The organism is Micromonospora sp. CB01531 (genome assembly GCF_001905095.1).
In the GTDB taxonomy this organism is placed as follows: Bacteria; Actinomycetota; Actinomycetes; order Mycobacteriales; family Micromonosporaceae; genus Micromonospora.
On sequence record NZ_LWLS01000061.1, the window covers coordinates 151,188 to 176,019 of the forward strand.

The 24,832-nt window shown below is 72.7% G+C and carries 22 protein-coding genes and 1 pseudogene; 12 read left to right on the plus strand and 11 right to left on the minus strand.

The features are described 5' to 3' along the window. Window positions 1-47 precede the first annotated feature (47 nt). Window positions 48-3,032, minus strand: a complete 2,985-nt coding sequence (locus A6A27_RS12475; protein ID WP_198940280.1) for a UPF0182 family membrane protein — start codon at window positions 3,030-3,032, stop codon at window positions 48-50. A 124-nt stretch (window positions 3,033-3,156) separates the two neighbouring features. Beyond that, window positions 3,157-4,170: a YlbL family protein gene (locus tag A6A27_RS12480; RefSeq protein WP_198940281.1), complete on the minus strand. Its 1,014-nt coding sequence runs from the start codon at window positions 4,168-4,170 to the stop codon at window positions 3,157-3,159. A 184-nt stretch (window positions 4,171-4,354) separates the two neighbouring features. Here A6A27_RS12480 and A6A27_RS12485 point away from each other — a divergent pair, with 184 nt between their 5' ends. Next, a complete protein-coding gene (locus tag A6A27_RS12485; RefSeq protein WP_073834749.1) occupies window positions 4,355-5,557 on the plus strand; it encodes a zinc-dependent metalloprotease in 1,203 nt (400 codons plus the stop codon). A gap of 63 nt (window positions 5,558-5,620) precedes the next feature. Here the strand turns inward: A6A27_RS12485 and A6A27_RS12490 are convergent, their stop codons facing one another. Further along, window positions 5,621-6,268 (minus strand): hypothetical protein, encoded by a 648-nt coding sequence (locus tag A6A27_RS12490; protein ID WP_073834750.1) that lies wholly within the window; start codon window positions 6,266-6,268, stop codon window positions 5,621-5,623. A gap of 184 nt (window positions 6,269-6,452) precedes the next feature. Beyond that, window positions 6,453-6,983 (minus strand): M48 metallopeptidase family protein, encoded by a 531-nt coding sequence (locus tag A6A27_RS12495; protein ID WP_073834751.1) that lies wholly within the window; start codon window positions 6,981-6,983, stop codon window positions 6,453-6,455. 524 nt (window positions 6,984-7,507) lie between these two features. Here A6A27_RS12495 and A6A27_RS44965 point away from each other — a divergent pair. The 3 genes and pseudogenes from A6A27_RS44965 (at window position 7,508) to A6A27_RS12505 (ending at window position 10,333) form a co-directional block, all read left to right on the plus strand. Next, a complete protein-coding gene (locus tag A6A27_RS44965; protein ID WP_165945332.1) occupies window positions 7,508-7,675 on the plus strand; it encodes a DUF5679 domain-containing protein in 168 nt (55 codons plus the stop codon). A gap of 199 nt (window positions 7,676-7,874) precedes the next feature. Continuing rightward, a pseudogene (locus tag A6A27_RS12500) lies at window positions 7,875-8,976 on the plus strand (hypothetical protein). Between the two features lie 10 nt (window positions 8,977-8,986). After that, a complete protein-coding gene (locus A6A27_RS12505; protein ID WP_073834752.1) occupies window positions 8,987-10,333 on the plus strand; it encodes an ABC1 kinase family protein in 1,347 nt (448 codons plus the stop codon). 375 nt (window positions 10,334-10,708) lie between these two features. Here the strand turns inward: A6A27_RS12505 and A6A27_RS12510 are convergent, their stop codons facing one another. From A6A27_RS12510 to A6A27_RS12520, 3 genes are all read right to left on the minus strand, one after another. Then, on the minus strand, window positions 10,709-11,074 hold the full coding sequence (locus A6A27_RS12510; protein WP_073834753.1) for a WhiB family transcriptional regulator: 366 nt from the start codon (window positions 11,072-11,074) through the stop codon (window positions 10,709-10,711). A gap of 133 nt (window positions 11,075-11,207) precedes the next feature. After that, window positions 11,208-11,462: a hypothetical protein gene (locus A6A27_RS12515; protein ID WP_073834953.1), complete on the minus strand. Its 255-nt coding sequence runs from the start codon at window positions 11,460-11,462 to the stop codon at window positions 11,208-11,210. A gap of 130 nt (window positions 11,463-11,592) precedes the next feature. Further along, the gene (locus tag A6A27_RS12520) at window positions 11,593-13,746 is read right to left on the minus strand and encodes an ATP-dependent DNA helicase UvrD2 (protein WP_073834754.1); all 2,154 of its coding nucleotides are present in this window, start codon (window positions 13,744-13,746) and stop codon (window positions 11,593-11,595) included. Between the two features lie 89 nt (window positions 13,747-13,835). Here A6A27_RS12520 and A6A27_RS12525 point away from each other — a divergent pair, with 89 nt between their 5' ends. Continuing rightward, window positions 13,836-14,078 (plus strand): mycoredoxin, encoded by a 243-nt coding sequence (locus A6A27_RS12525; RefSeq protein ID WP_073834755.1) that lies wholly within the window; start codon window positions 13,836-13,838, stop codon window positions 14,076-14,078. Between the two features lie 82 nt (window positions 14,079-14,160). Here A6A27_RS12525 and A6A27_RS12530 read toward each other — a convergent pair whose 3' ends face one another. Then, complete coding sequence (locus A6A27_RS12530) at window positions 14,161-15,438, minus strand: MFS transporter (protein WP_073834756.1); 1,278 nt, start codon at window positions 15,436-15,438, stop codon at window positions 14,161-14,163. 226 nt (window positions 15,439-15,664) lie between these two features. Here A6A27_RS12530 and A6A27_RS12535 point away from each other — a divergent pair, with 226 nt between their 5' ends. The 3 genes from A6A27_RS12535 to A6A27_RS12545 all read left to right on the plus strand — a co-directional run bounded on the left by A6A27_RS12535 (window position 15,665) and on the right by A6A27_RS12545 (window position 17,482). Then, on the plus strand, window positions 15,665-16,645 hold the full coding sequence (locus tag A6A27_RS12535; RefSeq protein ID WP_073834757.1) for a helix-turn-helix domain-containing protein: 981 nt from the start codon (window positions 15,665-15,667) through the stop codon (window positions 16,643-16,645). Window positions 16,646-16,719: 74 nt separating this feature from the next. After that, window positions 16,720-16,959 (plus strand): DUF397 domain-containing protein, encoded by a 240-nt coding sequence (locus A6A27_RS12540; RefSeq protein WP_073834758.1) that lies wholly within the window; start codon window positions 16,720-16,722, stop codon window positions 16,957-16,959. Between the two features lie 247 nt (window positions 16,960-17,206). After that, complete coding sequence (locus A6A27_RS12545) at window positions 17,207-17,482, plus strand: hypothetical protein (RefSeq protein ID WP_073834759.1); 276 nt, start codon at window positions 17,207-17,209, stop codon at window positions 17,480-17,482. A gap of 242 nt (window positions 17,483-17,724) precedes the next feature. Here the strand turns inward: A6A27_RS12545 and nudC are convergent, their stop codons facing one another. The 3 genes from nudC to A6A27_RS12560 all read right to left on the minus strand — a co-directional run bounded on the left by nudC (window position 17,725) and on the right by A6A27_RS12560 (window position 21,431). Then, entirely contained in the window at window positions 17,725-18,669 is a 945-nt protein-coding gene (gene nudC, locus A6A27_RS12550; protein WP_073834760.1) for an NAD(+) diphosphatase, read from the minus strand. Window positions 18,670-18,718: 49 nt separating this feature from the next. Continuing rightward, window positions 18,719-20,053 carry a M16 family metallopeptidase gene (locus tag A6A27_RS12555; protein ID WP_083672572.1) on the minus strand — a complete coding sequence of 445 codons (1,335 nt, stop codon included), beginning with the start codon at window positions 20,051-20,053 and terminating at the stop codon, window positions 18,719-18,721. 67 nt (window positions 20,054-20,120) lie between these two features. Continuing rightward, on the minus strand, window positions 20,121-21,431 hold the full coding sequence (locus A6A27_RS12560) for a M16 family metallopeptidase (RefSeq protein WP_073834762.1): 1,311 nt from the start codon (window positions 21,429-21,431) through the stop codon (window positions 20,121-20,123). A 229-nt stretch (window positions 21,432-21,660) separates the two neighbouring features. Here A6A27_RS12560 and A6A27_RS12565 point away from each other — a divergent pair, with 229 nt between their 5' ends. From A6A27_RS12565 to A6A27_RS12580, 4 genes are read left to right on the plus strand one after another with little or no spacing between them, the layout of a single operon-like run. Further along, window positions 21,661-22,722 carry an ABC transporter substrate-binding protein gene (locus tag A6A27_RS12565; RefSeq protein ID WP_073834763.1) on the plus strand — a complete coding sequence of 354 codons (1,062 nt, stop codon included), beginning with the start codon at window positions 21,661-21,663 and terminating at the stop codon, window positions 22,720-22,722. Beyond that, window positions 22,719-23,498: an ABC transporter ATP-binding protein gene (locus A6A27_RS12570; protein WP_073834764.1), complete on the plus strand. Its 780-nt coding sequence runs from the start codon at window positions 22,719-22,721 to the stop codon at window positions 23,496-23,498. The genes A6A27_RS12565 and A6A27_RS12570 overlap by 4 nt, the downstream gene beginning before the upstream one ends. Further along, entirely contained in the window at window positions 23,488-24,372 is an 885-nt protein-coding gene (locus tag A6A27_RS12575) for an ABC transporter permease (protein WP_073834765.1), read from the plus strand. The genes A6A27_RS12570 and A6A27_RS12575 overlap by 11 nt, the downstream gene beginning before the upstream one ends. 4 nt (window positions 24,373-24,376) lie before the next feature. Continuing rightward, window positions 24,377-24,820, plus strand: coding sequence for an RrF2 family transcriptional regulator (locus A6A27_RS12580; protein WP_073834766.1), 444 nt, complete (start codon window positions 24,377-24,379; stop codon window positions 24,818-24,820). Window positions 24,821-24,832: the final 12 nt, after the last annotated feature.

Below are 24,832 nucleotides of genomic sequence, written 5' to 3' on the forward strand. Positions count from 1 at the left end.
GACCACTAAGGATCTCCAAACCACGGGCTTCGCTGGTCGGGCCGGCGTCAGCCGTTCGTTGACGGTGAGGACGACGGCGCGGCTGGCGGCGACGCGGACGGACTGCCGCTGGCCGACGGGGCCGGCGACGGGTTGGCCGCCACCTGCGCCTCCTGGAACGCCGTCATCGCCTCATCCAGCGCCTTCAGGGCCCGCCCGTACCGCTCGAAGTCGCCGGACGCCTGGGCGGCCTTGACCTCGCCGATGGCGCTCTGCACCTTGCCGGCGGCCTCGGCCAGCGCGCCGGTGAGCACCGGCGGGCTGGTGCCGCCACCCGTCGGCGGGGTGCCGCCGGTGCTGGGCGGTGTGGCCCCGGGCGCCCGTTTGCCCTGCTCGACGAGCTGCTTGATGCCGTCCGTGAGGTTGTTCGCCAGCACCACGTACGAGCCGCCGTCGCCGTACGAGAGCAGCACCTTCTGCAGCAGCGGGTACGCGTCCTGGTTGCTGCTCTTCACATAGACCGGCTCGACGTAGAGCATGCCGTCGGCGAACGGCAGCGAGAGCAGGTTGCCGTACTGCACCTGCGCCTGGTTGGAGGAGAGCAGGTTGAGCTGCTGCCGGATGTCGCCGTTGTTGCTCATCTGCTGGTGCACCTGGACCGGGCCGGAGATCCGGGTCTGGTCCGGCAGCTCCAGCATCTCCAGCCTCGGCTGGCCGTCGACGTACGACCCGGAGATCAGCGCGGCCAGGTTCTGCCGGCCGTTCGGGGTGACCGCGGAGGTGAGCTGGAACCGCGGCGCCTCCTGCCCGGGCAACTGGGTGAACAGGTAGTACGGCGGCTGCTTCTGCCCACTGTCCGGCGCGTCCGGCACGTTCGGCACCTGCCAGAAGTCCTGGCCGGAATAGAAGTCGCCCGGGTCGGTGACATGGAACTTGGTGAGCAGGTTCCGCTGCACCTTGAACAGGTCCGCCGGGTAGCGGAAGTGCTCAGCCAGCTCCGCCGGGATGTCGCCCTTCGGCAGCACCAGCTCGCCGCCGAACGCCTTGTTCCACGCCTTGAGCACCGGGTCGGTCTCGTCGAACGCGTAGAGCTTGACCGTGCCGTCGTACGCGTCGACGGTCGCCTTGACCGAGTTGCGGATGTAGTTGACGTTCTCCCGGGCGAGCTGGAACGTGCCCCGGCCGGTCAGCTCGTCCGCCGTCTCGGCCTGCAGGTTGACCCGCTCCGCGTACGGGTAGGTCGCGGCCGTGGTGTAGCCGTCCACGATCCACTGGACCCGGCCGTTCACCACCGCCGGGTACGGGTCGCCGTCGAGGGTGAGGAACGGCGCGACCTTCTCCACCCGGTCCCGCGGGTTGCGGACGTAGAGCAGCTTGGAGTCCTGGTTCACCGCCTCGGAGAGGAGGAAGTTCGACTCCTGCTCCTTGATCGCGTAGAGCAGCCGGCGGGTGAACGAGCCGATCTTGACGCCACCCTCGCCGGTGTAGGTGTAGTACTGCTCGCCCCCGCTCGAGGTCGGGCGGTCGAACTCGACGTTGCGCTCCCCGGTCTGCCCGACGATGGCGTAGTCGTCGGCCTTCATCCGCTCGCCGTAGTAGATCCGCGGCTGCTGGGCCGGGATCTGCTCGGTCGCGGACGCGCAGCCCTGCGCCTCCTTGCCGGAGTCACCGAGGAAGCCGGAGACGAAGTACGGCTGACCGCCGCAGACCACCTGGTTGGCCGGGGCGGCCACCAGTCCGTAGCCGTGGGTGTAGACGGTGTGCCGGTTGATCCAGTTGCTCTGCTGCGGGGTCAGCTCGTCGTAGTTGATCTCTCGGACGCCGACCACGTAGTCCGAGGTCTTGCCGTCCACGGCGTACCGGTCGATGTCCAGCTTCGGGCCGAAGTCGTAGAAGCCACGCACCTGCTGGAGCTGGGTGTACGTCTCGGAGACCAGTTGCGGGTCGAGCAGCCGAGCGTTCCCCACCACCGAGGTGTCGGTGGCCAGGCTGGCCGGCGGGGTGAGGTTGCTCGCCGCGTACCCGGCGGACTTGGTCCCGGTCAGCCCGTACGCGGCCCGGGTCGCCTCGATGCTGCGCTCGATGTAGGGCGCTTCCTTGTCCCGGGCGCTCGGCTTCACCTCGAAGGTCTGCACCGCCCACGGGTAGATGCCGCCGATCGCCACCGCCGAGACGCCGAGCAGGGCGAGCGAGATGCCGGGCCAGACCAGGTTCCGCATCACCGCGTTGGAGAACACGATGATCGCGATGGCCACCACCACCGAGATGTAGGCCAGGATCTCCTTCGCCGGGAGCAGCGCGTTCACGTCGGCGTAGCCGGCGCCGTAGAGCTTGGCGCCCTCGTTGTACTCCAGCAGCATCGCCCGCCGGTCCAGCACGTAAGCGACCGCCTTGAGCAGGACGAAGACCGCGACCAGCGTGCTCAGGTGAGCGCGCGCGCCGTTGGTCATTCGGTCACCGATGCCCTGCAGCCGCACCCCGCCGAAGACGTAGTGCATGGCCAGGGCGCCGAGCAGGGCGAGCACCACCGCGGTGAAGCCGACGCCGAGCAGGTAACGCCAGAACGGCAGCTGGAAGACGTAGAAGCCGACGTCGACGCCGAACTCCGGGTCCTTGACGCCGAAGCTCCCGCCGTTGCGGAACAGCAGCCACTGGCTCCACCGGCTCTGCGCGGACAGCCCGGCGAAGAGCCCGATGACGGCGGAGACCACGGCGATCCAGGTGCCGAGCCGGGGGCTCAGCAGCATCCGGTACCGCTCCAGGGTGGCCTGCTCGGCGGAGTGCGGGCGCAACTGCGGCCGCAGCCGGTATCCCAGCCAGAGGTTGCCGGCGACGATCAACGCCATGCCGAGCCCGATCACCAGGAAGAGCAGCAGCCGGGTAGCCAGCACCCCGGTGAAGATCTGGGTGTAGCGGACCTCCTCGAACCAGAGCCAGTCCGTCCAGGCGTTGACTCCCCACCCGAGCAGGGTGAAGAGCACGAACACCCCGATCAGGACCCCGATGGTGGCGCGTCCGCGCCGGCTCATCCTCGGCAGGGGACTGCTACGCATGACCACTGTTGGCTCCGCACGCTCGATGTGATCGGCTCCGACCAGGCACCCAGAGTACGGGGTGTTTCTGAATACGTCGGGTCAAGGTCACACCACGGTCCCCGCGCGGGCCACCGCAGCCGGGTCAGCAGCGGGTCGGCTGCCCTCCGGCGCGGAGCGTCTCCAGCGCCTTCAGCGCGTCGTCGAGCGACGCCACCCGGAGCAGCGGCAGGTCGGGCTGCGGGTTGCGGACCGCCTCCGCGCAGTTGTCGGCGGGCACCAGGAAGACCTTCGCACCGGCCTCCTTGGCGCCGACCAGCTTCTGTGCGATGCCGCCGATCGGACCGACCCGGCCCTCGTCGTCGATGGTGCCGGTGCCGGCGATGATCTTCCCGCCGGTCAGGTCCGCCGGCTCCAGCTTGTCCACGATGCCCAGGGCGAACATCAGCCCGGCGCTCGGGCCGCCGATGTCCGCGAGGTCGATCTTGAGAGTGAACGGGTGCGGCTGCTGCTGGTCGATCTCGATGCCGATCCGCGGCCGGCCGTCCTGCTCCCGGCTGGTCACGGCAGCGGTGGCGGTCACCCCGTCGCGGACGTACCCGATCTTCAGCGCGCTGCCGGCCGGCTTGGCCCGGATCAGCTCGGTGAGCTTGGCCGCGCTGGTCACCTGCTGGCCGTCGACCGAGGTGAGCACGTCGCCGGGCCGGAGCACGCCGACCGAGGGCCCGCCGGCGGTGACCGCCTTCACCAGCACCTCGATCGGGTAGCCCAGCTTGCGCAGGGCCGCCGTCTCCGCGCTGGTCTGCGAGTTCTGGAAGTCCTCCACGTTGCGCTTCTCGATCTCCTGCTGCGACTCGCCCGGCGGGTAGACCAGCTCGCGCGGCACCACCGCCTCGTCCCTGGAGAACCAGCCGGCCAACGCCGAACGGAGCCGGACGGTGGGCTGCACCCCGACCGTGGTGAGCCGCAACTGCCCGGCGGAGATGGACGTCGGCCGCCCGGTGACCTGGATGATCTCCTTGCCGTCCTCGGCGCCGAGGGTGTTGACCGTCGGGCCGGGACCGAGCACCACGTACGGGATGGGCACGCTCAGCACCCCGACGCTGAGCAGGGCGGTGAGCAGTGCACCGAGGAGTACGGTCACGCCGCGACGTCTCATGCGGCAGAGCGTACCGATCCGGACGCGGGCGTCCGGCGCGACGACCGGCGGACTTCGCCCTCAGCGCAACGCCAGCGGGCGCGACCTGCGGCAAGGCACGCGTACCGTAGACCTCGTGCCTGATATTCCGTTCGGATTCGCGCTCCCGGGTGGGCAACCACCAGACCCCAACGATCCCGCGCAGATGCAGCAGTTCATGGCGCAGTTGCAGCACTTGCTCTCGGCGCCGGGCAGCGGGCCGGTCAACTGGGACCTCGCCCGGCAGGTGGCCGCGAGCCAGCTCGCCGCCACCGGCGACCCGGCGGTCTCGCCGTTCGAACGCAACGCGGTGGAGGAGGCGCTGCGCATCGCCGACCTCTGGCTGGAGCCGGCCACCTCGTGGCCCTCCGGCATCCGGGCGTCGGTCGCCTGGAACCGCAACGAGTGGATCTACAAGACCCTGGACGTGTGGCGCAAGCTCTGCGACCCGGTGGCCAGCCGGATGGTCGGCGCGATGGGCGACCTGGTGCCGCCGGAGGCGCGGGCCCAGCTGGGCCCGATGCAGTCGATGGTCGCCACGCTGGGCGGCGCGCTCTTCGGCGGCCAGCTCGGCCAGGCGCTCGGCTCGCTCGCCGCCGAGGTGCTCTCCGCCGGCGACATCGGCCTGCCGCTCGGCCCGGCCGGCACCGCCGCGCTCATCCCGGCCAACATCCGGGCGTACGGCGAGGGCCTGGAGCTGCCCGAGGACGAGGTACGCCTCTACGTCGCCCTGCGCGAGGCCGCCCACCAGCGGCTGTTCCAGCACGTGCCGTGGCTGCGCGGGCACGTGCTCACCGCGGTGGAGAACTACGCTGCGGGCATCCGGGTCAACCGGGAGGCCATCGAGGAGGCGATGGGTCGGGTCGACCCGACCGACCCGGAGTCGATGCAGGCGATCGCCCTGGAAGGCATCTTCACCCCGGAGGACACCCCGACGCAGAAGGCGTCCCTGGCCCGGCTGGAGACCGTGCTCGCCCTGGTCGAGGGCTGGGTGTGCCACGTGGTCGACACCGCCGCCAGCGAGCGGCTGCCCAACGTCGTACGCCTCGGCGAGGCGTTCCGCCGGCGCCGGGCCGCGGGCGGGCCGGCCGAGCAGACCTTCGCCGCCCTGGTCGGCCTGGAGCTGCGCCCCCGCCGGCTGCGCGAGGCCACCGTGCTCTGGGCGGCGCTCACCGAGCAGCGGGGCATCGCCGGCCGGGACGCGGTCTGGGGTCACCCCGACCTGCTCCCCTCCGACGACGACTTCGCCAACCCGGCGTTCGCCGCGACCAGCACCGACCTGGACGAGGAACTGGCCAGCTTCGACTTCACCGCCCCTGGCGCCCCTGAGGAGCAGCCCCCCACCGAGGGCGACGACAAGTCCTCCTGACCGCACACCGCCAAGATCCGCACAACCTCACCGAAGTTGTGCGGATCTTGCTCGTCCGGGCGGTCAGCCGGGCTGGCCGGAGAGCAGGGCGCGGGTGGCCTCCCAGCCCTCGAACGCCGGGTCGAGGGTGGCCAGGTCGGCCGGGCCGCGCAGCCGGCGCCAGCCGGCCGTGACGGCCACGTCCCCCGGGCGCGGGGCGGCGGCGCGCACCTCGGCCGGCACGGCCGTCGCCAGGTCGATCGCCGGCAGCCATGCCGGTACGGGCAGCCGGGCGGCCACGCCGAGCAGGCCGGGGCCGCTCCCCTCCACCGGGGCCACCGCCACCGGCCGGCTGGAGAGGGGCCGCAGCAGCTTGCCGAGGGTGAGCCCGGGCACGTCGGGCGCGTCGGCGGCCACCACGGCCGCCTGGTCGTACCCGGCGCCGGCCCGCCCGGCATCGGCGGCGGTGGGCCGGTCGGTGCCGGCCAGCGCGGCGAACACCGCGTTGACGGTGGGTTCCGGCACCTCGTGGACGGCAGTGCCGGGCCACACCACGGCGTCGGCCAGCCACCGGTCCGCAGGCGTCACGGCCACCGCGGTCTCCACCTCGTTGAGGGTGGCGAGCAGGTCCACCACGTCCTCGGCGAGCGCAGTACGCCACCGCGTGGGGTCGATCCCCGGCGGCGTCCAGGCCACCGGCGCGAGCAACGCCACCACCACACGTCGAGCCACGCTTCGACCCTAGCCCTCCGCCCGAGCCGCGGCGGGCCCGGCCAGCGCCCGGTCGAGCGGGTCGCGACGCGACCAGGGCGCTTCGGCCCGCGCGGCGCGCCGACCGCGGCTCCGAACCACCGCACTCCAGGTCGCCGGGCGGGAGGCCGACCACCCGTGCGCTCGCCGGGGGCGACCTCGGGAATCAGTCGGTGAGGGGGACGCCGGCGGTGGCGGCCACGCCCTCCAGGTAGCCCCGGGCCCGCTCGGTCTTCGGGTACCGCCCCACCAGGGCCCAGAAATGGGCGTTGTGACTGGGCACGATCAGGTGCGCCAGCTCGTGCAGGAGCACGTAGTCGATCACCCAGTCGGGCATGTCCTGGATCCGGTGGGAGATCCGGATGGTGCGGTCGGCGGGGGTGCAGGAGCCCCAGCGGCCGTTCTGGTTGGTGACCCAGGCGACGCTGGCCGGTGCCGACGCGGCACCGTGCTCGGGCAGGTAGAGGTTGATCAGCCGGATGGCCCGGGCCAGCAGCTCGGCGTCGGAGCGGGCGAGCCGGCCCTCGCGCGCGGCGAGCCGGGCCAGCATCCGGTCGACCCACTCGCTCTCCTCGGCGCGGGAGAACTGATCGGGGATGAGCACCACGACCCGTTCCCCGTCCCGGTACGCGGACACCGTACGTCGCCGGCGCTGACTGCGCCGTACCTCGACGACGGGCTTCCGCGTCCCGGCCATTACCGGTCCGCGCAGCCTCGGATGACTGTCACGACAGCAAGCTAATGCGTACTGACCAGGGGTCCGCAAGAGTCAACACGACGACACGCGCCCGGAAAATGGTGGTTGGTCGGCAGGAGTCCCAAAAAAAATCTTTGCGGCAGCCCGACAAGCGTCCTCGGTCACCCTTCGTGGCGACCCGGGCCGGGCCACGCCCGTCACCTGCCCACCCCCGCACACGTTAAGTGATCTACGGACGGGCGTCGCGCGGGGGCGGCCCCAAGGGTGATCTGAGGGCATTCGCCCGGCGTGTCCCTGCGGAACTGACTTATCGGACGTGACTCGGCATGCACACTCTCGACGTCGACTAGCTCACAGTGTCGATGCTGAGCAGACATGGAACCGCCCAGACCTGGGTAGGGTCCGCCAACCAGCGGTCATGAGCGTGGCCGCGGAGAACGACCCAGCGCCGGTGCCCCGCGTGGCCCGCCGCCGGGGAACCGCCGGGACGGCGTGTCCGGCGGACGAGACGAGGAGGGGCTACCGTGGCCGACCAGGCCCAGACCTACAACGGTTACTGCGTCAAGTGCAAGGAGAAGCGGGACTTCGAGGGGCGTATCGAGGTCTCCAAGACCGGCATGAACATGGCCAAGGGCAAGTGCCCGGTGTGCGGCACAACAGTGAACCGCATCCTGGGCAAGGCCAAGGTCTGACCGGTACGGATCAACGTGGGGAGGGTGGCCGGCCGGCCACCCTCCCCACGTGCGTTCGGCCCCTACTGTCGGCTGCGTGACACCGGTTACCGCCCGGTTGTGGAAAAGCCGGCTTTTTCTGTGGACAGCCCTGGCCACAGCCCGGCGCACCTGTGGACAACGATCGACGGAACGCGCGGACACGGTCACGATTCGTGGCATGCCCGATCCGACGCCCCTCGCCCGCCCGACCCTCCTGCCGGGGCTGGCCCGCCTCTGGCGGGACCGGCACACCTTCCAGCTCGGGGTCGAGCCCGGCCGGGCCGTCCTGCTGGAGGTGGCGAACCCCCGCGCCGCCCGCCTGCTCGACCTGCTGGACGGCACCCGGAGCGAACGTGCCGTCCTCGCGTACGCGGCCACCGCGCGGGTCGCGCCGGACGAGGCGCGCGTCCTGCTCGACACGCTCCGGGCCGCCGGTCTCGTCGTAGCGGCGCAGAGCCTGCTCCCCCGGGACCTCGCCGGGCCGGCCCGGGCCCGGCTCGCCGGCGAGGCCGACGCCCTGGCGCTGGCCACGTCCGCACTGCCCGGCACCCCGGCCCAGGTGCTGCGCCGCCGCCGGGCGGCGCGCGTGCTGGTCACCGGCGCCGGCCGGCTCGGCGCCGCGATCGCGGTCGCGCTGGCGCAGGCCCGGCGTCGGGCACGTCGTACCCGACCTGCCCGGCCCGGTCCGTCCGGGCGACCTGGTCGGGACCGGCCTGGCCGCCGCGGAGGTGGGCCGACCGCTGGCCGCGACGGTCCGCGCGGCGCTGGGCCGCTCCGCCCCGGGTACGGAGACCGGGCCGCTCCGCCGGGGCCGCGTCGACCTGGTGGTCCAGCTCGGCACGGACCGACCGGCGTCCGTGCTGGCCACCGGGCACGCCCAGCGCCGCCAGCCCCACCTCCTGGTCGATCTGCGCGGCGGGGTGCCGGTGGTCGGCCCGCTCGTGCGCCCGCCGGCGGGTCCCTGCCTGAACTGCCTCGACCTGCACCGGGTGGACCGCGACCCGGACTGGCCCACGCTCGCCGCCGACGGCACCGAACGGGCCTGCGCCGCCACCACTCGGCTCGCGGCGGTGGCGTACGCGGCCGCGGAGGCGCTGGCCCACCTCGACGGCGGCACCCCGGAGACCCTCGGCTGCGCCGTCGAGATCGCCGGAGCCGGCCGGTTCCGCCGCCGCCAGTGGCCGCCGCACCCGTCCTGCGGATGTTCAGGGCGTCGCCCGATCCGGGTCAGCCCCACCGGTACCGGCTTCGTAGCAGCAGCGGGGCCGTCGAGTCGGTAACAATGACCGGGTGACCGACATCCCGCGCCGGGCCGTGTCCCGGACCGCCAAGCTCGCCGCCCTGCCACTCGGCTTCGCCGGCCGGACCGTCCTCGGCATGGGCAAGCGAGTCACCGGGCTCGCGTCCGAGGTCATCTCCGCCGAGATCCAGCAACGCACCGCCGAGCAGCTGTTCAGCGTGCTCGGGCAGCTCAAGGGCGGGGCGATGAAGTTCGGCCAGGCCCTGTCGGTCTTCGAGGCGGCGCTGCCGGAGGAGATCGCCGGCCCCTACCGGCAGGCGCTCACCAAGCTCCAGGAGGCCGCCCCGCCGCTCCCCGCGGCCACCGTGCACAAGGTGCTCGCCGAGCAGCTCGGCCCGGGCTGGCGGGAGCGGTTCGTGGAGTTCAACGACACCCCGGCCGCCGCGGCCAGCATCGGCCAGGTGCACCGCGCGGTCTGGCGGGACCCGGGATACGGCCCGAACGGCGCCCCGAACCACCGGGACGTGGCCGTGAAGATCCAATACCCGGGCGCCGGCGACGCCTTGCTCGCCGACCTGAAGCAGCTCTCCCGGCTGGGCGGCATGTTCCGCGCGATCCAGCCCGGGCTGGACGTCAAGCCGCTCCTGGTCGAGCTGCGGGAGCGGATCACCGAGGAGCTGGACTACGAGCTGGAGGCCGAGTCGCAGCGCGCCTTCGCCGCGGCGTACGCCGACGATCCGGACATCTACATCCCGGAGGTGCTGGACGCCTCACCCCGGGTGCTGATCACCGAGTGGGTCGAGGGCACGCCACTGGCGGCGATTATCCGGGAGGGCACCGAGGAACAGCGCGACGAGGCGGGGCGGCTGATGGCCGAGCTGCACCTGTCCGCGCCGATGCGGGCCGGGCTGCTGCACGCCGACCCGCACCCGGGCAACTTCCGCCTGCTCCCCGACGGCCGGCTCGGCGTGATCGACTTCGGCGCGGTGGCCCGGATGCCGGACGGCACCCCCGAGCCGATCGGCCGGATCGCCGCGCTGGCGCTGCGCGGCGACGCCGAGGCGGTGGTGGCCGGGCTGCGGAAGGAGGGCTTCGTCAGCCCGACCGAGCCGATCGACGCCGAAGAGGTGCTCGACTTCCTCCGCCCGATGCTGGAGCCGATCGCCGCCGAGGAGTTCCGGTTCACCCGGGCCTGGCTGCGGTCCGAGGCGGCTCGCCTGGCCAACCCCCGCTCGCCGGCCTACCAGCTCAGTCGCCAGCTCAACCTGCCCCCGTCGTACCTGATGATCCACCGGGTCACGCTGGGCTCGATCGGGGTGCTCTGCCAGTTGGAGGCGAAGGCGCCCTACCGGGCGATCCTGGAGCGCTGGCTGCCCGGCTTCGCCCCGGTGGGCTGAGCGCGGCGGCCGCCCGCAGGCACGGCGCCGCCTGCGCCACCTCGGTGGGCCGAGCGCGGCGGCGTCAGCAGGCACGGCGCCGCTTGTGCCACGGGGGCGGCGGCCATCCGGCCGCCGCCCCGTGCAGGTGGGTAGGGATCTAGAGAACGCCCAGGTCACGAGCCGACTGGCGCCGGCTCTTCATCGCGACGGTACGGGCGGAACGGGCTGCCTCAGTGCTCGTGGTGGTGCGACCGGCCTGAGGCCGGGGCATTCGAGCCCGGGACAACGCTTCGTGAAGTAGTTGCATCTCGGTTCCGTTCGGCAGGTGCAGCATCGGTTTCGACTTTCTCGCGGCCGGTGGGCTCACCGGCGGGACGTGTGGAACGGGGTGTGTCAGGCCGCCAGCCGGACCGCGTTACGCGACTCGGTCAGCCCACTGGCCGCCAGTCGCGCCTCGGCCTCGACCCGGAGCTGCGCGTCGCGGGCGAGGTCCTCCTTGCGCGGACGGCCACGGGGCCGCTTGCGCGGGACGACCGCGCCACGCTCGAAGATCTCGCCGCCCCAGACGCCCCAGGGCTCGGCCCGCTCCACCGCACCCGCGAGGCACTCGACGCGCAGCGGGCAGTCCCCGCAGAGCGACTTGGCCAGCTCGAGCTCGGTGGGCGAGTCGGAGAACCACAGGTCGGGGTCGAACTTCCGGCAGGGCAGGTTCGCCTCCACCTCGACGCTCACGTCGAGCGGGGCCAACGCCAGACTCATCCTCCGGTCACCTCTCTCTCACTTCGATCTCGTGGATCGCATTTCCGACGTACTTCGGCGGTGCAAAAACACTGAGGCCGCGGATCCCTTGTGCGGGTTCCGCGGCCTCGAGGTGAGCCGGTGGTCTGATGGATCAGACCGGTCTACCTCGAGGTGGAACACCGCGGACATCCGTGCGCTTCTTGGCGCCATCGATGCCCATGCCCGTGAAGCCACTGGTCCCCTCGGTCCCCGCGAGCGGCGCAACGGTCAGGTTCAGCTCGGCCTGAACCTGGACCTGGTGCACCTGCGGGACCGACGGTCGAGCGGCAAGGGCCACCCGGACAGCCGACAGCGGAGCGCAGGCAGCTGGCATCGCCAGCGGACGCTCGTAGATGTAGGTCTCCATTGATGCCACCTCCCTGACTTTCCTCGTGCCGACCATGGACTCATCCCCCGTGAGCAGCCGGAATGGCGCCGCTCGCGAGGTGTGTCCTGAGGCTATTCCTCGCCTCGGGGCGAGGGCAAACGATTTACGGCTAGATTTCGAAACTTTTCTGCGGGCAGACGTCGTCCACCGTTGCGCCCCCCACCAGGGCCAGCACCGCATCGCCGTAAAGTCCCAGTTTGCGGGGGCCGATCCCGGCGATCGCGATCAGTTCCTCGCTGCGCCCCGGCCGCCGTTCGGCCAGCGCGGTGAGCGTGGCGTCGGTGAAGACGACGTACGCCGGCACCTTCTGCGCCTCGGCCACCCGCTGCCGCCACTCGCGCAGCCGCTCGTACAGTTCCTGGTCCAGGTCGGATGGGCAGGTGGGGCAGCGGCCCAGCTTGCGGTCCGCCCCGGCGAGCAGGGTGGCGCCGCAGATCCGGCAGGAGACCACCTGGGCGCGCCGCCGCTCGGTGCGTCGGGCCGCGCCGGCGCCGGCCCGCTCGGTACCCCCCGAGCGGTCGAGCTGCGGCAGGAACCGGCAGGGCCGCCGGGCCCGACCGCCCGGCGAGCGGGCGGCGGCGTACGACAACCAGAGCCACTCCCGGGCCCGGGTGATCCCGACGTAGAGCAGCCGCCGCTCCTCCTCGACCTGCTCCGGGGTCTTCGCGTACGTGGTGGGGAGGGTGCCCTCGGCGAGCCCGACCAGGAAAACGGCGTCCCACTCCAGCCCCTTGGCGGAGTGCAGGGAGGCGAGCGTCACCCCGTCCACGGTGGGTACGTGCTGCTGGGCCGCCCGCCGGGCCAGTTCCTCGGTGAAGTCGGCCAGGGTCACCGGGCGCTCGATGGCGGCGGCCTCGCCGATCGGCACCACCTCGGGGGTCGCCGCGTACTCCTCGGCGAGTTGGACCAGGGCGGCGAGCGCCTCCCACCGCTCACGCGCGGCACCGCCGGCCGGGGGCGCGTCGGGCGCCCAGCCCACCGCGGCGAGCCCTTCCACCACGGCGGCCGGCAGCGGGGTCTCCCCCGGGATCGACCGGGTGGCGGCGCGCAGCGCCACCATCGCCTGTCGGACCTCGGGCCGCTCGAAGAACCGCTCGGCCCCCTGCACCACGTACGGCACCTGCGCCTCGGTGAGCGCCTTCTCGTACGCCTCGGACTGCGCGTTGGTGCGGAACAGCACCGCGATCTCCCGGGCCGGGGTGCCGCCGGCGATCAGCGCCCGGCAGCGGGCGGCGACCGCGTTGGCCTCGGCCGGTTCGTCGGTGAAGATCCGCAAGTCGGGTTCGGGGCCCGGCGAGCGCTGGCCGTGCAGTTCCAGCCGCAGCCGGGCCTCGGCACCCCGGGCCTGCGAGATCACCGCGTTGGCCAGCCCGACCACCTGCGGGGTGGAGCGGTAGTCGCGGACCAGCCGGACCACCGTGGCGGTCCGGTGGTGGCGCGGGAAGTCGACCAGGTACGACGAGGTCGCCCCGGTGAACGAGTAGATGGTCTGGCTGGCGTCGCCGACCACGGTGAGGTCGTCCCGGCCGCCGAGCCACGCCTCCAGCAGCCGTTGCTGGAGCGGGTTCACGTCCTGGTACTCGTCGACGACGAAGTGCCGGTACTGGCCGCGGACCTGCTCGGCGACGTCGGCGTGCTCCTCGATCCCCCAGACGGCGGCGCGCAGCAGGTCCTCGAAGTCGATCACCCCGTTGCCGCGCTTGAGCCGCTCGTACGCGGCGAAGACCTCGGCCACCTTCGCCGGCTCGTACGGGGTCTCGCGCAGCGCCTTGGCCGCGGCCACCACGTACTCGCCCGGCTCGACCAGGGACGACTTGGCCCACTCGATCTCGCCGGCGAGGTCGCGGGCGGCGGTCCGGTCGGCGCGCAGGCCGACCTTGGCGGCGGCCAGGGTGACCACCCGGACCTTGCTGTCCAGCAACTCCGGCATGGCCCGGCCCTCTAGCAGCCGGGGCGCGAAGTAGCGGACCTGGCGCAGCGCCGCCGCGTGGAAGGTTCGCGCCTGGACGCCGCCCACGCCCAGGCCGGTGAGCCGGGCCCTCATCTCGGCGGCGGCGCGGGCGGTGAAGGTGACCGCCAGCACGTGCCGGGCGGCGATGTCACCGGTGAGCGCGCGGTGCGCGATCCGGGAGGTCACCGCCCGGGTCTTGCCGGTGCCGGCCCCGGCCAGGATGCAGACCGGGCCGGCCGGGGCGGTCACCGCGGACCGCTGCTCCGGATCCAGCCCGGCCAGCACCCGTTCCGCCGTTGAGTGAACCGCCACAGCCAGGAATCATTCCAGCCTCCGGCGATGTTGCAGCGATTAGCCTGGCCTGACTGGACCGGGCGCGCCACCCCTTGGAGGAGCTGACCATGTTGACGATGTATTCCACCCCGTGGTGCGGCTACTGCCACCGGCTGAAGTCGCAGCTCGACCGGGAGGGCATCGCGTACGAGGTGGTCGACATCGAGCAGGACGCGAAGGCCGCCGAGTTCGTGATGAGCGTCAACGGCGGCAACCAGACCGTCCCGACCCTGCGCTTCGCCGACGGCAGCGCGCTCACCAACCCCTCCATCACCCAGGTCAAGCAGCACCTCGCCACCACCTCCGCCTGACCCACCCAAACGCGGAAGAGCGGCCGCCCCACCCGGGCCGGCCGCTCTTCCGCGTCCGCGCCGAGCGTCGATGATCATGAGGTTAGCGGCCTCGGGATCGGCGTGTCGCCACGGCAACCTCATGATCAACGGACGGCGGCGGGCGGCGCGGGGCGGGGATGCGGGCGGGCGCTGACGGCGGGGGTGGGCTGAGGTGGCGGGCGTGCCAGAGGTAGGCGCCGGCGGCCATGGTGATCATCCCGACCAGGGCGAAGAGCAGGCGGTAGTCGAGGACGCCGACGAGCAGCGCACCGGCCCCGATGGAGACCGCCTGCGGGCCGCTGACCAGCGCCTCCGAGGCGGCGGCGACCCGACCGAGCAGGGCCGGCGGGGTACGTCGCTGGACCAGCGTGTTGAGCCCGACCATGGTCAGCGGCAGCGACAACCCGGCCAGCAGCAGCGCCACCACGCCCAGCCAGAGCCGGGGGTACGCCAGCGCCAGCGCGGCCGGCCCGAAGAGGGTTACCCCGGCGGCGAGCGCCCCCACCTCGCCGGTCCGGCGTACCACGGTCGCCGAGAGGAGCGCGCCGACCAGCCCGCCGACCCCCTGCACGGTGACGAGCACGCCGACGAAGGCGACCTCCCGGCGCAGCCCCTGGTCCACGTACGCGAAGATCAGCGACTCGGTGAAGCCCATCACCAGCGAACCCAGCCCGTAGCCGAGCAGGGCCCGGCGCAGCGCCGGCTCGCCGGCCAGGTGCCGCAGCCCGGCACCCAGCTCGGCCGGCCAACGCAGGTCGGCCCCGGAGGGCGGGGTCTCGGTCACCCGGAGCAGGCCGACGACGGCCGCGGCGGTCAGGAAGCCGGCCATGGCGAGCGCGGCCAGCAGCCAACCGCCGACCGCGGCGTACAGCCCGGCCCCGGCCAGCGGGCCGACCAGCCGGAGGCCCTGCCGGACGGTCTGCAGCACCGCGTTCGCGTCGGCCAGCAGTTCGCTCGGCACAAGGTGCCGGATCAGCCCGCTCAGCACCGCGGTCAACGTGATGTACGACAGGCCGTAGAGCGCCGCAACCACGTAGATGACCCACACGTCGGCCTGGCCCCGGACCGCGAAGAGCGGGGTGAGCAGCACCGCCGCGCCCAGGTTGGCGGCCACGAAGAAGGGCCGGCGACGGTACCGGTCGACGAACCAGCCGACCAGCGGCGCCAGCGTCATCGGGGCGATGATCGCGAAGATGGTCGCGCCGGCCATGCCGTCCGAGCCGGTCAGGTCCTTCACCCAGACGGCGAGGGCCAGCAGCAGGATCGACTCGGCCGCCATGCTGGCCAGCACGGCGACGAAGAGCAGGCGGAAGTCGGGGCGGCCCAGGACGGTGCGCATCAGGTTCCTCCGGCGGGGGTGCGCCCGAAGGCGCGACGGGGGTGGGTGCCGGGCCTTGGACGTCCTCGTCCGGGCCGGTCGGACCACCTCCACGGTCCTCTTTTTGTCGCAAGACACGCCCTCGCCGGAACCTCCGGCACCGGCCGCGGCGTCCATACTGGCCGTGGGGGGCGAATTCCATACAGTTACCGTCGCGCCCCGCGACGGTCGACGGAAAGAGGGCATCGTGCCTCCTGCCGCACCAGGCCCGATCCTGCGCCGTCGCAGGCTCGGCACCGAGTTGCGCCGGCTGCGTGAGCAGGCCGGCCTCACCGGGGACCAGGTCATCGAGCGGATCGACTGGGCCTCCGCGTCCAAGCTGTCCCGCCTGGAGAACGGACGCAGCCGCCCCGACCCGGACGACGTCGACATCCTGCTGGCTCTCTACGGCGCCGATGACGAGTTGCGCGAGGAACTGCTGGGGATCACCCACGAGGCCGGCGACATGCGCGGCTGGCTGCGGAACTTCCCGGTGATGACCCAGCAGCAGCGCGGCTTCGCCGAGCTGGAGGCGGGCTGCGCGGAGATCTCCGAGTACAACCCGGTGCTGGTGCCCGGGCTGCTGCAGACCCCCGGGTACGCCCGGCACCGGATCCTCTCGGCGACCCAGGTGGCGGCGGAGGCCGGCGACCCGGACACCGAGGACCCGGACACCGAGGTACGCGCCCGGCAGGCCCGCCAGTCGCTGCTGACCCGCTCCCCCGATGCGCCCCGCTACACCGCCGTCCTCGAGGAGGCCGCCCTCGGCCGCCGGGCCGGCCCACCCGAGGTGCTGCACGAGCAGATCGTCCACCTCTGCGAGCTGGCCATGCTGCCGAACGTGACGCTGCGTCTGCTGCTGCGCGACACCCGGGTCGGCGACTGGTACCTCCCACCGACCGCCTTCTCGGTCTACCGGTTCGCCGATCCGCTCGATCCGGAGACGCTGGCCATCGAAGGTGGGTTCACCGACGTCATGTCGACCGAGGTAAACACCCTAAATCGCTATAAAGTGGTGTTCGAGTGGCTATGCTCGGCGGCGCTCTCCGCATCGGACACCCTCTCCTGGCTCATCGAGGCGACGGGACGGCTGACCGATACGGCGGCCGAGTCCACAGTGGCGTTCGGGCCGGCAACGGCGCCGGCCCAGCGCCGCCGCGACCCGGGGCGCCTGGCGACGGACCGGTGATCCACGGGGACCGCGCCGTCCGGCCTGCGGCGCCACTCGTCCCCATCGGAGCACTCCAGACCAGGAGCAGAACCATGAACGAGATCCGCAACAACTCGTCCGACCTCGCGCCGCAGCTCGTCGGCGCCGCCTGGCGCAAGAGCACCCGGAGCCAGACCTCGAACTGCGTGGAGGTCGCGCCGCTGCGTACCGGGCCGGCGGCGGTGGCGCTGCGGGACAGCAAGGACCGGAGCGGGCCCGTGCTGCTGTTCAACCGGGCCGGCTGGCTGGGCTTCATCGCCGGCGCGAAGAACGGGCAGTTCTCGTTGAACTGATCCACCGAACACCAGGGGCCGTCGGCGTCGCGCCGGCGGCCCCGCCGCCTGTCCACCCGGCCACGTCACCCCGGGCCGACGTCACCGTCCGCCCGACAACCGTGCTGACCTGGGGTCAGCCGATCGGTCGGCGTGCGCGAACGACAGTCGGGTTTCACTTGCTGAGACGAGCGCCAGGCGTAACATGTCGAATGAGTGACGTGGAAGTTCCATTGCGTATCCGTCCATCCGTATCCGGGGGACACCCATGCGGTTTCTGATCGTCCGCACCGAGATCCGAGCCGCCGCCGACATCGACATCGCGGCCGCCTGGGCCGGCGGTGGCCGGCTGCGGGACGAGACCACCGCGCCGGAGCCGCGCCGCCAGGTCGTCCACGCCGAGGACCGGGACGCCGCCCTGCTGCTGGCCCGGGCACTGGCGTCCGTCGGAGCGGTACGCGCCGGGCGGCACCGGGTGAAGGTGCTCCCGATCGAGGACCCGGCCCCGGCACACCCGTACCGATGGGACACCACGAGCACCTGACCTGACGTCCGTCGTGGTCGGACCGGCTCCCCCGCCGCGTTCCGTGCCTCACCCGGCCACGACGGCCCGTGTTCCCGGCCCGTGACCGCCGCGGCAACGACGGTCACGGGCCGGGGCCGCGTCTGCCGCTGATCAACGCCAGGTCGGCGAAGTGGCGGTATCCCGCTCGCCGCAACCCCGCCACGCCGGCGAGGTGGCGATGCCCCACCGCCACGTCGGTCAGGTCGCGGCGGCCCGACCACTCAGCAGTGGCCCTCGAGCCAGCGGTGGATCAGGAACAGGGCGATGGAGGAGGGTGGCGGGAGGGCCAGCCGGTGGCCGTCGACGTCGACCGCCTCCCCGGCCAGCGCGGCGCCGATCTCCCGCCGGGTGAACCAGCGCGCGTAGGCGATCTCGGCCGGGTCCACCCGGACCGGCTCGTCGGCGTCGGCGCGGGCCAGGAAACCGAGCATCAGCGAGCCCGGGAACGGCCAGGACTGGCTGCCCGCGTACGTGATCTCCTCGACCCCGACGCCGACCTCCTCGCGGACCTCGCGGAGCACGGCGGCCTCGGCCGACTCCCCGGGCTCGACGTAGCCGGCCAGGCAGGAGAAGCGGCGCTCGCCGGGGGTGCGTGCCCAGGCGGCGTTGTTGCCGAGCAGGCATCGCCCCTCCGGGCCGGCCACCCCGTCGTGGACCAGCACGATCATGGCTGGATCGGTACGCGGCCAGACCCGCTCGCCACCCGGGTCCACCCGGGACCAGCCGGCCTCGTCGACCTGCGTCGGCTGCCCGGTGATCGACGAGTGGCCGTGCCGGACGTGCCAGTTCAGCAGGGCGAGGGCGGTGGTGAAGAGGCCCGCGTCCCGGTCGGCCAGGAGGTGCCCCACCTCGCGCAGGTTGACCCGCCGGGTGTCCGGCAGCTCCGGCAGCGGCGCGTCCACCGCGAAGACCGGCACGCCGTCGGGCTCGACGCCGAGGAACATCGGCACCGACCGGGGCACGTCGGGCAGCTCGGCGGGGCCGACCAGCACCAACTCCGGCGCAGCCGACGCGCCGCGGACCAGTGCCCGCCCGTCGTCGGCCGAGTCCAGCACCAGCACCCGGGCCCGCTCCCACGCCTCAGCGAGCCAGTCCGGGTCGGTACGCCGGTGCGCGGCCCGGTCCAGCGTGGACCGGGCCAGCGGCGGGCCGGCCTCGCCGGTCACGCGCGACACGCCCCGGTGCTGAGCCGACTGGTTCGCTCGCCCGGCTCGCTCACGCCGACTCCGTCCGCACCGGCCCGAGCGTGGCCAGCGAATCCGCGATCCGCTCCGCGTCACCGAGCACCACGGTGACCGCCTTCGCCGGGGCGAGGTAGCACGCCGCCACCTCCGCCACGTCGTCCACGGTCGCCTTAGCGAGCCGGGCGGCGTGCTCGGCGAGGAAGTCCAGGCGCAGCCCGTTGCCGGCGTACGCGCTGGTCAGCGACGCCAGTCCGGCCTGGGTGGACATGCCGAGCTGGAGCGTGCCGAGCGCGTACTGGCGGGCCTGCTCCAGCTCCTCGGGCTTCGGCGGCAGCGACGCCAGCCGGCCCAGCTCGTACCCGGTCTCCAGCAGGGCGGGGGCCGTCACCTCGGTGGCCACCTCGGCGGCGGCGATCAGCACCGACCCGGCCACCGAGTGCTCGACCAGCGAGTGCGGCCCGTACGTGTAGCCCTTGTCCTCCCGGATGTTCTCCACCCAGCGGGAGGAGAAGTAGCCGCCGAAGACCAGGTTGGCCAGTTGCAGCGCGGCGTGGTCCGGGTGCGTGCGGGGCACCGCCGGCAGGGCGATCCGGAGCGACGACTGGACCGAGCCGGGGCGGTCGACCAGCAGCAGCGGGCCGGGCTCCAGCGGCGGGGCCGGCGGCAGCTCCTCGGCGCCCCCGTCGCCCCCGGCACCGTTCCACCCGGACAGTGCCTGCTCGGCGGCGTCCAGGGCCCGCTCCGGCTGCACGTCACCGACCAGCACCAGCACCGCACCGGCCGGATGCACCCGGTCCGCGTGCAACCGCCGCAGGGCGGGCGGACGGACCGCGCGCACCTGGTCGGGCTCCGGGGTCTGGACCGCGTACGGGTGCTTGCCGTAGACCCGCTTGAGCAGCGCGGTCCGGGCCAGGTGGGCGGGTTGGCTCTGGGCGACCTGGATCCGGTCGACCAGCCGGTCCCGCTCGGTCTCCACCCAGTCACCCGGGTAGGTGGCCCCGGCCAGCACGTCGGCGAGGATCTCCAGCATCCGGTCCAGGCCGGTGACCAGGCTCGCCCCGGAGAGCATCAGCCGGTCCGGGTCGATCCCGGCGGACAGCCCACCGCCGACCTTCTGCAGCTCGGCGGCGATCTGCGTCGCGGTGAGGGTCGCCGTGCCGGAGAGGATGGTCTGGGCCAGCGTCGCGCCCCGGGCCAGGTGGGTACGCCCGGCCGGCATCCAGAGCCGCAGCTCGACCAGCGGGACCGCGGGGCGGCGTACCGCGATCACGGTGAGCCCGTTGGCGAGCGTGCGCTCGGCCTGCTTCGGCAGCTTGAGCCGGCGGTTCGGTCCGAGCGGCGGCAGCGGCCGGGTCCCGGTCTCCATGGTTGCCGTCACTGGCCTTCCTCCGTTCGCGACTGCGGGGCTCGCAAACCCGGCTCACTCCTCGCGCTCACCGGGCACCTCCGGCGATGACCTCGATGGACGCGCGGCGCTCCGGCCGCAGGGTGGCGGCGGCGGCGAGGAGCTGTTCCTCGGTCACCTCGCCGACCAGCCGGGGCAGCTCGTTGAGCAGGCCCGGCTCGCCGCGTTGCTGTTCGAGGACGGCCATCCGCAGCGCCCGGCCGAGCACCGCGTCGGTGTCCCTTAGCAGATGGGTGGCCATCCGGGCCTGGGTACGCGCCAGCTCTCCCTCGGTCAGCCCGTCGGTGGCGAGCCGGTCCAATTCCTCGTCGATGGTGCGCAGCACCTTGTCCACGTCGCCCCCGGGCGGCAGGTGTGCCTGGAGCAGCAGCGCCGTTGGGTCCCGCACGTCGAACGGGTCGCCCATGAAGCCGAGGTAGCCGCCGAGGCTGGTGACCGTGCGGTCCCGCTGGACCAGCCGTTCGACCAGCCGGGACGCGTCGCCGTCGGTGAGCACCTCGGCCAGCACCACGTACGGCAGGTAGCCGGCGAAGTCGGTCACCGGGTCGGGCACCCGCCAGGCGCCGGCCACCGCCGGCAGCGGGGCCAGCTTGTCGGTGTACGACCGGCGCCGCTCGGCGGTCAGGTCGGGCTCGGCGAAGTCGGGCCGCGCCGGGGCGGGGCGGGCGGGCACGTCCCCGAAGTGCCGCTCGATCAGCTCCGTCGCCTCGGCCACGTCGATGTCCCCGCTGACCGCCAGCACGGCGTTGCCGCTGGCGTAGTAGCGCCGGAAGAAGTCGGCGGCGTCCGCCACGGTGGCCGACTCCAGGTCGTCGAAGGAGCCGTAGCCGTCGTGTGCGTTGGGGAAGGTGTCGAACATCACCGGCGGCAGGGTCAGCCAGGGAAACCCGCCGTACGGCCGGTTGAGCACGTTGACCCGGATCTCCTCCTTGACCACGTCGACCTGGTTGCGCAGGTTCTCCTCGGTCAGCCGGGGGCCGCGCATCCGGTCGGCCTCCAGGAAGAGCGCCCGTTCCAGGGCGTTGCTGGGCAGCGTCTCGAAGTAGTCGGTGTAGTCCAGGTGCGTGGAGCCGTTGAAGGTGCCGCCGGCGCCCTGGACGTGCCGGAAGTGGGCCAGCTTCTCCAGGTTCTCCGAGCCCTGGAACATCAGGTGCTCGAAGAGGTGGGCGAAGCCGGTGCGTCCCTCCGGCTCGGACCGGATGCCGACGTCGTAGACCACCGCCACCCCGATCACCGGGGCGCTGCGGTCGGGGGTGAGCACCACCCGCAGGCCGTTGTCGAGGCTGAACCGCTCGACCGGGTACTTCGTCGCTGGAATTTTCGTTCTCCGCGTCGGCACGAGATCGACCCTAACGCGTCGGCACCGGCCGCACCGCCGGTGTGGCCCCGCGCCCTGGACGGTCGTTCCGGTGGTGGGCCGACCGGCATCGCTTACTCCACCGAACAGGTGGGAATTACCGAGAATATCCAGGTCGCCCGTCCCGGATCGTGGATGGGTCTTGACGCCGACTCCAGCCTGCCCCACTCTTCCTACCAATCAAGTAGGAATACTGTGGATTGGACACACGATGAGACGGCTCCCCTTCCGTCGGCTGGTCTCCCTGGCCACCCTCGCCGTGGTCGGCGCGGCCACCCTGGGCACCACGGCGGCCTGCGGCGGCACCGACGACGCGGCCGGCACGTCCGGTCCGGTGACCCTGCGCCTCGGCTACTTCCCCAACATCACCCACGCGCCCGCCGTGGTCGGCGTGGAAAAGGGGATCTTCAAGGAGAAGCTCGGCAGCGACGTCACGCTGGAGACCAAGACCTTCAACGCCGGCCCGGCGGCCACCGAGGCGGTCTTCTCCGGCGCGCTCGACGCCACGTACATCGGCCCGAACCCGACCGTGAACGCCTTCTCGAAGTCCAAGGGTGAGGCGGTCCGGGTCGTCTCCGGCGCCGCCTCCGGCGGCGTCGCGCTGGTGGTCAAGCCGGACATCACCTCGGTCGAGCAGCTGCGCGGCAAGAAGATCGCCACGCCGCAGCTCGGCAACACCCAGGACGTGGCGCTGCGCTACTGGCTGCGGGAGAAGGGCCTCAACACCACCAAGGAGGGCGGCGGCGACGTCAAGGTGGTCCCCCAGGAGAACGCGCAGACAGTGGACACCTTCGCCAGCGGCGCGATCGACGGTGCCTGGGTGCCGGAGCCGTACGTCTCCCGGCTCGTCAACGCCGGCGGCAAGGTGCTGGTGGACGAGCGCGACCTCTGGCCGGACCGGAAGTTCGTCATCACCAACCTGCTGGTCAGCACCAAGTTCCTCAAGGCCCACCCCGACGTGGTGAAGAAGCTGGTGGAGGGGCAGGTCGCGGCGAACGAGTTCGTCAACGGCAAGCCGGACGAGGCGCAGCAGGCCATCTCCGACCACATCGGCAAGATCACCGGCAAGCCGCTGGACGTCAAGCTGATCAAGCAGGCCTGGCCCACCCTGGAGTTCACCAACGACCCGATCGCCACCTCGCTGAAGACCGGCCTGGACCACGCGGTCGCCGTCGAGCTGACCCAGCCGGTCGACCTCAACGGTCTCTACGACCTGTCCTTCCTCAACGAGGTGCTCAAGGCGCAGGGCAAGCCCGAGGTCACCCAGCCGTGACGTCGACCACGACGACCCCGCGCAGCGCGACCGGCGCGGTCACGCTGCGCGGGGTGACCAAGGTGTACGGCCAGGGCGAGCAGGCCGTCCTGGCGCTGGACGGGGTGTCGCTGGACGTCGCACCCGGCGAGTTCGTCTGCCTGGTCGGTGCGTCCGGATGCGGCAAGAGCACCCTGCTCAACCTGGTCGCCGGGCTGGACCGGGCCAGCGGCGGCCAGATCGAGCTCGGCGAGGCGGTCAACCCGGGCCTGATGTTCCAGGAGCCGGCCCTGTTCCCGTGGCTCACCGTCGAGGCCAACGTCGAGGTGCCGCTCAAGCTGCGCGGGCTGCCCCGGGACGAACGGCGGGCGAAGGTGGCCGACCTGCTGCGTACGGTCCACCTGGCCGAGTTCGGCCGGAAGCGCCCGCACGAGCTCTCCGGCGGCATGCGGCAGCGCGTCGCGCTGGCCCGCACCCTCGCCCTGGACACCCCGGTGCTGCTGATGGACGAGCCGTTCGGCGCGCTCGACGCAATGACCCGGGACATCCTGCACGACGAGCTGGAACGCATCTGGTCCGAGCGCCGGCTGAGCGTGCTCTTCGTGACGCACAACGTCCGGGAGGCGGCCCGGCTCGCCGACCGGATCATCCTGCTCTCCAGCCGGCCCGGCCGGATCATCTGGTCCACCCGGGTCGACGTGCCCCGGCCCCGGCGGATCGACTCTCCGGAGATCGCGACCATCGCCGCCGAGGTCACCGACCGGCTGCGTACGGAGGTGGGCCGCCATGGCCAGTGACACGATCGCCGGATCCGCGCGTACCGACGCGGAAATCTCCGGCCTGGACGCCCTCGAGACCGCCGGCCGCCAGCGCGGGCCGTCCCGGGTACGCCGCGCCTGGTCGGCGCTGTGGCCGAAGCTGGCCGCCCTGGCCCTGGCCATCGCCGTCTGGCAGGTCGTGGTCTGGACCGGGTGGAAGGACCCGTGGGCGCTGCCCGGGCCGGGGACGGTGTTCGAGGACCTCGGCCACTACCTGGTCAGCCCGGCGCTCTGGGACGGCCTGGCCACCACCGGCCGCCGGGCCGCCGTGGGCTTCGCCGCCGCGGTCGCCGTCGGGCTGGTGCTCGGCCTGGCCGTGGCCCGGGTGGCGGTGCTGCGGGCCGCGCTCGGCTCGATGATCACGGCGCTGCAGACCATGCCGTCGATCGCCTGGTTCCCGCTGGCCATCCTGCTCTTCCAGCTCAGCGAGCAGGCGATCTTCTTCGTGGTGGTGCTCGGCGCGGCGCCGTCGGTCGCCAACGGCGTCATCCACGGCGTCGACTACGTACCGCCCCTGCTGGTGCGGGCGGGCCGCAACCTCGGCGCCCGCGGCCTCAACCTCTACCGGTACGTGATCGCGCCGGCCGCGCTGCCCGCCATCGTGGCCGGGCTCAAGCAGGGCTGGGCGTTCGCCTGGCGCAGCCTGATGGCCGGCGAACTGCTGGTGGTCATCGCCACCCGGACGTCGATCGGCGCGCAGCTCACCTACGCCCGGGAGCTCAACGAGGCGCCCCGACTGATGGCGATCATGATCGTCATCCTGGTGGTGGGGCTGCTGGTGGACGCCGCCTTCGGCGCGGCGGACAAGGCGATCCGCCGCCGGTGGGGCGTGCTGGACCAGGCCGGCAACTGACGCCGTGTACGTCTCCGCGCGCGCCGACTACGCGCTCCGGGCCATGCTCGCCGTCGCCGACGCCGCCGGGTCCACAGGCGACGGCGGGCTCAGCGGCAGCGAACTGGTGAAGGCGGCGAGCCTGGCCGAGCGCCAGGACATCCCGCTCAGCTTTCTCCAGGGCATCCTGCTCGACCTACGTCGGGCCGGGCTGCTGCACAGCCATCGCGGCACCGAGGGCGGGTACGCCCTCACCCGGGCCGCGGGCGAGATCAGCGTGGGTGACGTCCTGCGCGCGGTCGGCGGCGCGCTGACCAGCGTCCGGGGCATGCCCGCCGACCGGGCCGGCTACCACGGGGTGGCCACCGGCCTACGGGACGTGTGGCTGGCGGTCGACGGCGCGATCGCCCAGGTGGTGGACCGCACCACACTGGCCGACCTGCTGGCCGACCGCTCCGCCGCGCGCTGACCTCGACTGTCG

What these genes read in the sequence shown, in the direction of transcription:
- A6A27_RS12525 (WP_073834755.1), top strand. Translation starts at nt 13,836, where the DNA reads ATGTTGACGATGTATTCCACCCCGTGGTGCGGCTACTGCCACCGGCTG.
- A6A27_RS12575 (WP_073834765.1), top strand. Translation starts at nt 23,488, where the DNA reads ATGGCCAGTGACACGATCGCCGGATCCGCGCGTACCGACGCGGAAATC.
- A6A27_RS12530 (WP_073834756.1), bottom strand. Translation starts at nt 15,438, where the DNA reads ATGCGCACCGTCCTGGGCCGCCCCGACTTCCGCCTGCTCTTCGTCGCC.
- A6A27_RS12555 (WP_083672572.1), bottom strand. Translation starts at nt 20,053, where the DNA reads ATGGAGACCGGGACCCGGCCGCTGCCGCCGCTCGGACCGAACCGCCGG.
- A6A27_RS12515 (WP_073834953.1), bottom strand. Translation starts at nt 11,462, where the DNA reads ATGGAGACCTACATCTACGAGCGTCCGCTGGCGATGCCAGCTGCCTGC.
- A6A27_RS12540 (WP_073834758.1), top strand. Translation starts at nt 16,720, where the DNA reads ATGAACGAGATCCGCAACAACTCGTCCGACCTCGCGCCGCAGCTCGTC.
- A6A27_RS12480 (WP_198940281.1), bottom strand. Translation starts at nt 4,170, where the DNA reads ATGAGACGTCGCGGCGTGACCGTACTCCTCGGTGCACTGCTCACCGCC.
- A6A27_RS12545 (WP_073834759.1), top strand. Translation starts at nt 17,207, where the DNA reads ATGCGGTTTCTGATCGTCCGCACCGAGATCCGAGCCGCCGCCGACATC.
- A6A27_RS12475 (WP_198940280.1), bottom strand. Translation starts at nt 3,032, where the DNA reads ATGCGTAGCAGTCCCCTGCCGAGGATGAGCCGGCGCGGACGCGCCACC.
- A6A27_RS12565 (WP_073834763.1), top strand. Translation starts at nt 21,661, where the DNA reads ATGAGACGGCTCCCCTTCCGTCGGCTGGTCTCCCTGGCCACCCTCGCC.
- A6A27_RS12485 (WP_073834749.1), top strand. Translation starts at nt 4,355, where the DNA reads ATGCAGCAGTTCATGGCGCAGTTGCAGCACTTGCTCTCGGCGCCGGGC.
- A6A27_RS12495 (WP_073834751.1), bottom strand. Translation starts at nt 6,983, where the DNA reads ATGGCCGGGACGCGGAAGCCCGTCGTCGAGGTACGGCGCAGTCAGCGC.
- A6A27_RS12510 (WP_073834753.1), bottom strand. Translation starts at nt 11,074, where the DNA reads ATGAGTCTGGCGTTGGCCCCGCTCGACGTGAGCGTCGAGGTGGAGGCG.